Source organism: Pseudomonas sp. S1(2024) (assembly GCF_046557535.1).
The window spans coordinates 1-7920 of sequence record NZ_JBKGFP010000049.1; the positions used below are offsets into that span (position 1 = coordinate 1).

Below are 7920 nucleotides of genomic sequence, written 5' to 3' on the forward strand. Positions count from 1 at the left end.
GGGGGGCTCTTGGGCATCCTTTGCGCGACACAAGTCCGCTCCTACAGGGGTTCGCGTACCCTTGCAGGAGCGGCCTTGTGTCGCGAAAGGGGCGCAAAGCGCCCCCAAAATTGCCAGCAGTATGCCAGACCTGTCAGACGTACGAATCGTCGTCCGAGAAGAACCCGCCATCATCGCTGCCATAACCGCTGTCGGCATAACCACCCTGGTCGCCGCCCCAACCACCGTTGTCAGCTACCTGCTGCGCCCCCGAGTCGTTCCAGCCTCCGCTGTCACTGGCCGGCGCCGGCTCCTCCTTGATCACCTCTACCACCTCTTCGGGCTGCGAGTTGTGGTTGAACAGGCTGCTGATGCCCTGCGCCAGCAACACACCACCCGCAACACCGGCCGCAGTCTGCATCGCACCGCCGAGGAAGCTGCTGGCACCACTGCGTGCTGGTGCAGCGCCAAAGCCAGGCTGCTGCACTTGTGGCTGGGAAAAGCCCGGCGCCGACGGCTCACGCCAGCCACCGCCAGCTGCCACGGGTGCTGCAGCGGGACGCTGCGGTTGCACGGCCGGGGCCGCATTGCGCCCAGACGAACCAAAGATGCTGGACAGGAAACCACCACCGCCATTGCTCGGCGCGCTGCCGGCACGGGTGGCCTCGGCCTGGGCACGAGCCTGCTTCAGTTCGGCTTCCAGTTGCTTGTTCTGCTCGTCGAGGCGCTTGATCGCTGCCTCCTGCACCAGGATCGCCTGGGCCATGTAATAAGGCGCCGCTGGCTGCTGACGCACATGTTCCTCGATACATGCCTGGGCCTGCGCATCACGTGGCTGGCTCGGGTCCTCGGCTTGCTTGAGGCGGCCGAACAGGCCGTCGATCAGGGTTTGTTCTTCAGTATTCATGGGGCGACCTCGTGGGGTAGCGGACAACGGACAGCGTCAAAGATGGGGCGTACAGGCGTGGGATTCAATCACCGGCGGCGTGAAACTTTTTTCAGCAAGTGACAGCCCCAGGCCTGCTTTGGGCTAAAGTTATGCCCCTGTTTTTACTGCCATGCGATGTAGACTGATGAATCCGCTGAGCGTCCTGCGCGACTCCCTGTACTTCTTCCGCCGCCACCTGCCGAGCATCCTCCAGCTGTGCCTGCCGCTGGTGGTGCTGGAAGCCTTGCTCACCCAGCTGCTGTACCGGCAGATGGGCGACCAGGCATCGCCGGCCTACGGCATGCTGATCAGCCTGCTGTTCTACCCGCTGTACAGCGCCGCGCTGATCCTGTACCTCGACACCCGCAGCAACGGCCAGGAAATCGCCAAGCGCGACCTGTTCGCCCGCGCCGTGCAACTGTGGCCGCAGCTGGCCCTGCTGATCCTGATCAGCTCGCTGCTGATCATGGCCGGCCTGGCGCTGTTCATCTTTCCGGGCGTGTGGATCATGATCAACCTTGTGTTCGCCGAGTACCTGCTGGTACTGCGCGGCCGGCCGGTGGTGCAGTCGATGCGCGACAGCGCAAGCATGACCACCGGGCACTTCATGCGCATCATGATCTGTGTCGTAGGTGTGCTGGCGCCGATCTGGCTGATCGACGGCCTGCTGCTGATGGCCTTCCCCGAGCCATCGCCCGGCATGGAGCTGGCCATGGACAGCCTCAGCGGCTTCCTGCAGTTGTTCAGCACCGTGGTGCTGTATCGCCTGTTCATGTTGCTGGAAGGCGAAGCCGGGGCGTGATGCCCAGGCTCATCGCTTGACCGGGAAACGCTGTTGTCACGTCCCTCGAGGCTTGGCCCGAGCGGTGGCTTCGGCCACAAGCGGATCATCCGGCCAGTAATGCTTCGGATAACGCCCCTTCAGATCTTTCTTCACCTCGGCGTAGGTCGTACGCCAGAAGTTGGCCAGGTCCTGGGTCACCTGCACCGGGCGGCGTGCCGGTGACAGCAGGTGCAACTTGACCTGCTGGCGGCCATTGGCGATGCGTGGAGTTTCGGCCAGGCCGAACAGCTCTTGCAGGCGCACCGCGAGGATCGGCGGGTTTTCGCTGTAGTCCAGGCGGATGTTCGAGCCGGACGGTACCGCCAGGTGCGCGGGGGCCTGCTCCTCCAGGCGCTGCGGCAGCGGCCAGGGCAACAGGTTGCGCAGCATCGACGGTAAGTCCAGTGCGGCGAAATGGCTGAGGCGCGACACCTTGCCCAGGTAGGGCTGCAACCAGTCTTCCAGGCTGGCGAGCAAGGCCTCGTCAGCCAGGTCGGGCCATTCGCTGTGGCCGTCTTTGGCCAGGTCCAGTTGACGCAGCAAGGCCACGCGCGCCTGCCATTGCCGCAGCTCGGGGGTCCAGGTCAGCAGGTTCAGGCCTTTGCGCCGGACCAGCCCAAGCAGTGCGCGAGCCCGCGCTTCGTCATCCAGGCCGGGCAGCGGTTCGCGGCTGAGCACCAGCTCGCCGACTTTGACCTGACGTTCTGCGCGCAACACCTGCTCGCGTTCGTCCCAATCGAGGATATCGACCCGCTCGACCTGCTCGGCCAGCACGCCCTCGAACAGCGCCGGATCGAACTCGGCGGCCAGATAGATGCGTTCTTCGCGCTGGCCCTGGCGGCTACCCAGGTCGGCGATCACCAGCCACGGGCACTTCATCAGTGCATCGACTTCGGCAAACAGCGCCGCACGGCCGTTGGCCAGCCGGTATTCCGCACCGCCCTCGCGGCGCTGCTGGGCGACGCGGTCGGGGTAGGCCAGCGCCAGCAGCGCGCCCAGCCAGCGCGGGTGATCAGGGTCCACAACCGGCGCGCCTGGTTTGCCACGCAGCATGCCACGGTACTGGCGGGCCAATTGGCGCGCACGCTGCACACCACCGTGGCTGCCACGGGCGGTCCTGCTCTCGCCACTGACCAGCGCCAGCCGGCTGTGCAAGTCGGCGCCACCGCCGCGCTGGATATCCCGCTCGCCCAGCAGCGCAGCCACATCACAGGCCATCTGTGCCAGGCCCAGGTCCTGGCCGCGCAACAGCAAATGCGCAATACGTGGATGCGCGGGCAGCTCGGCCATGGCCAGGCCGTGTTCGCTGAGGTTGTCACGGCTGCCGGGCTTGAAGGCATTGAGCCGTGCCAGCAGGTCCTGGGCCTGGGTGAAGGCTGCAGTGGGGGGCTGGTCGAGCCAGCGCAACTGCTCGGGCGTAACGCCCCAGCGTGCCAGTTGCAGGGCCAGGCCGGCCAGGTCGGCCTGCATGATCTCGGCGCTGCCGTGGGCGGCCAGCTGGTCATGTTGGGCCTCGGACCAAAGGCGATAACATACGCCGGGCTCCAGGCGGCCGGCGCGACCGGCGCGCTGGGTAGCACTGGCGCGGGAGATGCGCTGGGTGTCCAGGCGGGTCATGCCGCTGCCGGGGTCGAAACGCGGTACCCGGGCCAGGCCTGCGTCGATCACCACGCGCACGCCGTCGATGGTCAGGCTTGTCTCGGCAATGTTGGTGGCCAGCACCACCTTGCGCAGGCCCTTGGGCGCCGGGTCGATGGCCGCACGTTGGGCGTCGAGATCGAGCTCGCCATGCAGCGGGCAGAGCAGGACCTCGGGACGCTCGCCCAACGCTTCCTGCAGGCTCTGGTGCACCCGGCGGATCTCGGCCTGACCCGGCAGGAATACCAGCAAACTGCCGGTCTGGTCAGCCAGTGCCTGCAACACGCTGTCCACTACCCGAGGCTCGATGAACTCACCCGGCTGGAAAGGCCGCCCCCAACGGATGTCGACGGGGTGCATGCGGCCTTCGCTGCTCACCACCGGGGCATCATTCAGCAGCCGCGAAAGGCGCTCGCCCTCCAGGGTCGCGGACATCAGCAAAACCTTCAGCGGCGGGTCGTCCCGCAGCAACTCCCGGCCATTCAGGCTCAATGCCAGGGCCAGGTCGGCATCAAGGCTGCGCTCGTGAAACTCGTCGAAAATCACCAGCCCCACGCCCTCCAGCGCCGGGTCGGCCTGCAGCCGGCGGGTAAGGATGCCTTCGGTCACTACCTCGATGCGGGTTTTCGGCCCGACCTTGCTGTCCAGGCGGATGCGATAGCCCACGGTCTCGCCGACCCTTTCGCCCAGCTCGCTGGCCAGGCGCTCGGCCGCAGCCCGCGCTGCCAGGCGGCGGGGCTCGAGCATGAGAATGCTCTGCCCGGCCAGCCACGGCTCGTTGAGCAGCGCCAGCGGCACGCGGGTGGTCTTGCCCGCGCCAGGTGGCGCCTCGAGCACCGCTTCGTCACGGTTTTCCAGGGCCTGGCGCAGGGCGGGCAAGACAGCATCGATCGGTAATGAAATCATGGTGGTCCTCGAACAGTCCCGCGAGTATAACGGCGAACCCAGCCTGCTCTATCATGGTCTTAGCTTCAGGTGCAGGCGCTTCGCTTGCCCTGCTGGATACCTTTTCGGAGATTTACATGCGCATCCCAACCCGCGTCATCGGTGGCGCCCTCATCGTCACCTTGCTGACCCAACTGACCGCCTGCGGCACCATTCTCTACCCGGAACGGCGCGGCCAGATCGGCGGCAAGATCGACCCAGTGGTTGCCGCAATGGATGCGATCGGCATCCTGTTCTACGTGATCCCGGGGCTGATCGCTTTCGGTATCGATTTTGCCACGGGCGCCATCTATTACTCGGGCGGGCGATCCGCCCAGGTCGACCCGGTCAAACTGCGCGAGGCCGTAAGCCCCGATGGCAAGGTCGACAACCTGAAGTTGCAGGCCATTCTGGAAAGCGAACTGGGCCAGCGCCTGCCGCTGAACGACCCCCGGCTGATCCAGCATCGCGGCAGCATCGAGCAGTTGGCCAGCCTGGGCCTGGTACCTGCAGCCTGAAGCACAAGGACACTACCCACGGATGATGACCACCCCGGCTGAACACCAGCGCCTGCTACGCCTGGCCACGCGCGCATCGCTGGCGGTGGCCAGCATTCTGGTCCTGAGCAAGGCGCTGGCCTGGTGGCTGAGCGGCTCGGTCAGCCTGCTGGCCGGGCTGACCGACTCGGCACTGGATGCCGTTGCCTCGTTCCTCAACCTGCTCGCCGTGCACTATGCCCTGCGCCCGGCCGACGACGACCACCGATTCGGCCATGGCAAGGCCGAAGCCCTGGCCGGTATGGCGCAGGCGCTGTTCATCGGGGTCAGTGCGGTGCTGATCGGAGTGCAGGCGGTTGAACGCCTGCACACCCCGCAACCCTTGGGCGATACCGCCATCGGTATCGGGGTAATGCTGCTGTCGCTGGTGCTGACCCTTGCCCTGCTGGCACTGCAACACAAGGTCATCCGCCTGACCGGCTCCACGGCGGTGCGGGCCGACTCCCTGCATTACCGCTCGGACCTGCTGCTCAACGGCAGCATCCTGCTGGCCCTGCTGCTGGCACGCTTTGGCTGGCCGCAGCTGGATGCGCTGTTCGGCCTGGGCATCGCTGTCTATATCCTTTGGAGCGCGCTGCAGATCGCACGGGAAAGCACGGCCATCCTGATGGATCAGGAACTGCCCGGCGATGTCGGCGAGGCCATGGCTGCGCTGGTGCTGGCCATTCCCGGGGTCAAAGGCGTGCACGACCTGCGTACACGGGTGTCGGGCAACCAGTGGTTCGTGCAGTTGCATCTGGAGATGCCGGGGCAGTTGCCGCTGCATGAGGCGCATGCCTTGTGCGTGGAGGCCTCGAAGGTGATCCGCCAGCGTTATCCACAGGCGGATGTGATGGTGCACGCGGATCCGGTGTGAACCTGCAAGGGCCCTATCGCCGGCAAGCCAGCTCCCACAAGAACCGCACCGGCCTGAAGGCATGCGCAATACCAGTGGGAGCTGGCTTGCCAGCGATAGGGCCGGGACAGGCAGTTCCAACAGGCACTACACATGGCTTCAGGCCGGTGCAGTACCTGTGGGAGCTGGCTTGCCGGCGATAGGGCCGGGACAGGCAGCACATCTGGCTCAGTTGATGCTGTAGCCTCGACCGCTGAAACAAGCGCCCAGCGCCCGCCGGTAGTTGTCCGCCACATTGGCCGGCGGCGCGTAAGCCGCCGTCGCCGGGTCGAAGCCTGACTGGCTCACCGCCCAGCGGTGGCACTGGTAACGGTCCTGGTCCTGCTGCTCCTGCCCTTGCCCATACATCGGGTAGGCCACCACGTCATACCCACCGCCTACAGGTGCCGGCGCCGCAACCGGCGGGTTGACCACCACGTACTCGCGGCTGTCGGCCAGGTACTGGTAATAGGTATCGGCCACCAGGAAGAACAGCGCCCCGCCCAGCCAGACTTCCCGCGCATAGGGCGGCAGGTAGTCAACCCGCACGCCATGGGGCGGGGTCACCACGACATAACGGCCACCATGGGGGCGATACCAGTAACCACCGGAGTAGAAGTAGTCATCGCCACGGTAGGGCACTTTCCAGTAGCGGTCCGGGAAATGATCGATGGTGTGCCCCGGGCGATACTGCGGCCCCGGCCCCCAGCCATTGCCATGACCATCCGGGCGCCCTTGCCAGTCACCACCGGGCCGTTGCCCCGGGCCACCGGCTTCCCAGTGGCGGTTATCGCCATGGCGGCGGGGAATGTCCTGGTAATAGCCCTGGCGTGGCGGCTGGGTCTGCTGCACTTCGTCACGCGAATTGAGCGAGCGGCCCGGCGCCCCCTCGCCCGGCCCTTCGGCCATGGCCCCGAGGCTGATGCTCAACCCCAACACACCAACACCTGCCAACTGCCAGATGCGCGACTTCATGCTGTTCCTCTCGGTAGAAAATACGGCAACCACAGCCAGTCTACCGCGCCTGTCACGCAGGCCAATTAAATTTCCGGACATGAAAAAAGGGAGGCCGCTGGGCCTCCCTTCAGGAATTGTCGTCCGTGCTCGGCACTTGTGGCGCCGGCTCACCTCACACCGTCTTCTGGAAGGTGTGTAGCCCGGGGGCCTGCAGATCCTGTTGGATGGCTGGCCGCGACCGCCCGCCTAGGGCGCGTCGCCGTGGACTGATGTCCGGGCAGTGATTCTGTGGATAAAGATACCGGACAGGTTGCGGCAGATGATTGCGAAGATTGCTCAGATAAATAGCACTTGCGCAATTTTTCACCCTGGATTGATAATTCGCCGCAATCCGAACAGAAAAGGCATAACCCATGAGCAAACTTGACCGCTACGACCTGAGTATCCTCGCCGAATTGCAGCGCGATGCGCGCATTTCCAACCAGGAACTGGCCGAACGCATCGGCTTGTCGCCTTCGCCATGCTCGCGTCGGGTCAAGCAACTGGAGGACGATGGCTACATCTCGCGCCAGGTAGCCCTGCTCGACCGCAAGAAGCTGGGCCTGAGCCTGACTGCCTATGTGCTGATCGGCATGGACCGCCACACCCCGGAGCGTTTCGAAACCTTCGAGGCGGCCATCCGCAACCTGCCACAGGTGCTCGAATGCAGCCTGGTCACCGGCATGGATGCCGACTACCAGCTGAAGGTGGTGGTGCCCGACATGGACCACTACCAGAAACTGCTGCTAGGCAGCCTGACCCGCATTGAAGGCGTCACCAGCGTGCGTTCGAGCTTCGTGCTGAACCAGGTGCTGGCCAGCACCGAGCTGCCCTTGACCCACCTGCGTTAATTGCCTGCGCCAGCAGGCGTATAATCGGACGCTCAAAACGCCTGGAGAACACTGATGGATCCCGCCGTATTCGAAGAGTGGATGATGATCATCCTGGTCACCGTGTTGATCGGTTTCATGGGTTTCATCGTCTGGGACCTGGCGAAAAAGTCCAAGGCCGGGCGGTTCGGGACGCTGATCCTGTTCTTCGTGCTGGGGCTGGGGGTGTTGGCCTTTATCATCAAGAGCGTGGTGGTGGGGTTTCTCGAAGGGGTGTAGAAAATTCAGGGCCATTCGCGGGCACGCCCGCTCCCACAGGTTTTCCATCACCCCTTCAGGATTTACCCCCCCCTTTGGGTGTGGGGTGGCCC

Annotated in this window: 8 protein-coding genes; 5 read left to right on the top strand and 3 right to left on the bottom strand. The window is 65.0% G+C overall.

The features are described 5' to 3' along the window. Nucleotides 1–133 precede the first annotated feature (133 nt). A complete protein-coding gene (locus ACLCGK_RS14070) occupies nt 134–886 on the bottom strand; it encodes a DUF2076 domain-containing protein (RefSeq protein WP_410952212.1) in 753 nt (250 codons plus the stop codon). 166 nt (nt 887–1052) lie between these two features. Here ACLCGK_RS14070 and ACLCGK_RS14075 point away from each other — a divergent pair, with 166 nt between their 5' ends. Then, a complete protein-coding gene (locus ACLCGK_RS14075; RefSeq protein WP_085720952.1) occupies nt 1053–1709 on the top strand; it encodes a YciC family protein in 657 nt (218 codons plus the stop codon). A gap of 36 nt (nt 1710–1745) precedes the next feature. Here the strand turns inward: ACLCGK_RS14075 and hrpB are convergent, their stop codons facing one another. Then, nucleotides 1746–4274, bottom strand: a complete 2529-nt coding sequence (hrpB, locus tag ACLCGK_RS14080; protein ID WP_410952213.1) for an ATP-dependent helicase HrpB — start codon at nt 4272–4274, stop codon at nt 1746–1748. A 116-nt stretch (nt 4275–4390) separates the two neighbouring features. Between hrpB and ACLCGK_RS14085 the strand changes: the two genes are divergently transcribed. Continuing rightward, nucleotides 4391–4810, top strand: a complete 420-nt coding sequence (locus ACLCGK_RS14085) for a hypothetical protein (protein ID WP_013974328.1) — start codon at nt 4391–4393, stop codon at nt 4808–4810. A gap of 22 nt (nt 4811–4832) precedes the next feature. Continuing rightward, entirely contained in the window at nt 4833–5705 is an 873-nt protein-coding gene (locus ACLCGK_RS14090) for a cation diffusion facilitator family transporter (protein ID WP_410952214.1), read from the top strand. 207 nt (nt 5706–5912) lie between these two features. On the opposite strand, the gene ACLCGK_RS14095 is transcribed toward ACLCGK_RS14090, so the two are convergent. Beyond that, on the bottom strand, nt 5913–6698 hold the full coding sequence (locus ACLCGK_RS14095; RefSeq protein WP_189121382.1) for a DUF6515 family protein: 786 nt from the start codon (nt 6696–6698) through the stop codon (nt 5913–5915). Between the two features lie 395 nt (nt 6699–7093). Here ACLCGK_RS14095 and ACLCGK_RS14100 point away from each other — a divergent pair, with 395 nt between their 5' ends. Together ACLCGK_RS14100 and ACLCGK_RS14105 are read left to right on the top strand one after the other, a co-directional pair. Then, nucleotides 7094–7570 (top strand): Lrp/AsnC family transcriptional regulator, encoded by a 477-nt coding sequence (locus ACLCGK_RS14100; RefSeq protein WP_003249795.1) that lies wholly within the window; start codon nt 7094–7096, stop codon nt 7568–7570. A 54-nt stretch (nt 7571–7624) separates the two neighbouring features. Next, nucleotides 7625–7828, top strand: coding sequence for a DUF2788 domain-containing protein (locus tag ACLCGK_RS14105; protein ID WP_013974331.1), 204 nt, complete (start codon nt 7625–7627; stop codon nt 7826–7828). Nucleotides 7829–7920 lie beyond the last annotated feature (92 nt).

Coding starts and splice junctions, on each gene's coding strand:
- ACLCGK_RS14070 (WP_410952212.1), bottom strand. CDS start 886: ATGAATACTGAAGAACAAACCCTGATCGACGGCCTGTTCGGCCGCCTC.
- ACLCGK_RS14075 (WP_085720952.1), top strand. CDS start 1,053: ATGAATCCGCTGAGCGTCCTGCGCGACTCCCTGTACTTCTTCCGCCGC.
- hrpB (WP_410952213.1), bottom strand. CDS start 4,274: ATGATTTCATTACCGATCGATGCTGTCTTGCCCGCCCTGCGCCAGGCC.
- ACLCGK_RS14085 (WP_013974328.1), top strand. CDS start 4,391: ATGCGCATCCCAACCCGCGTCATCGGTGGCGCCCTCATCGTCACCTTG.
- ACLCGK_RS14090 (WP_410952214.1), top strand. CDS start 4,833: ATGATGACCACCCCGGCTGAACACCAGCGCCTGCTACGCCTGGCCACG.
- ACLCGK_RS14095 (WP_189121382.1), bottom strand. CDS start 6,698: ATGAAGTCGCGCATCTGGCAGTTGGCAGGTGTTGGTGTGTTGGGGTTG.
- ACLCGK_RS14100 (WP_003249795.1), top strand. CDS start 7,094: ATGAGCAAACTTGACCGCTACGACCTGAGTATCCTCGCCGAATTGCAG.
- ACLCGK_RS14105 (WP_013974331.1), top strand. CDS start 7,625: ATGGATCCCGCCGTATTCGAAGAGTGGATGATGATCATCCTGGTCACC.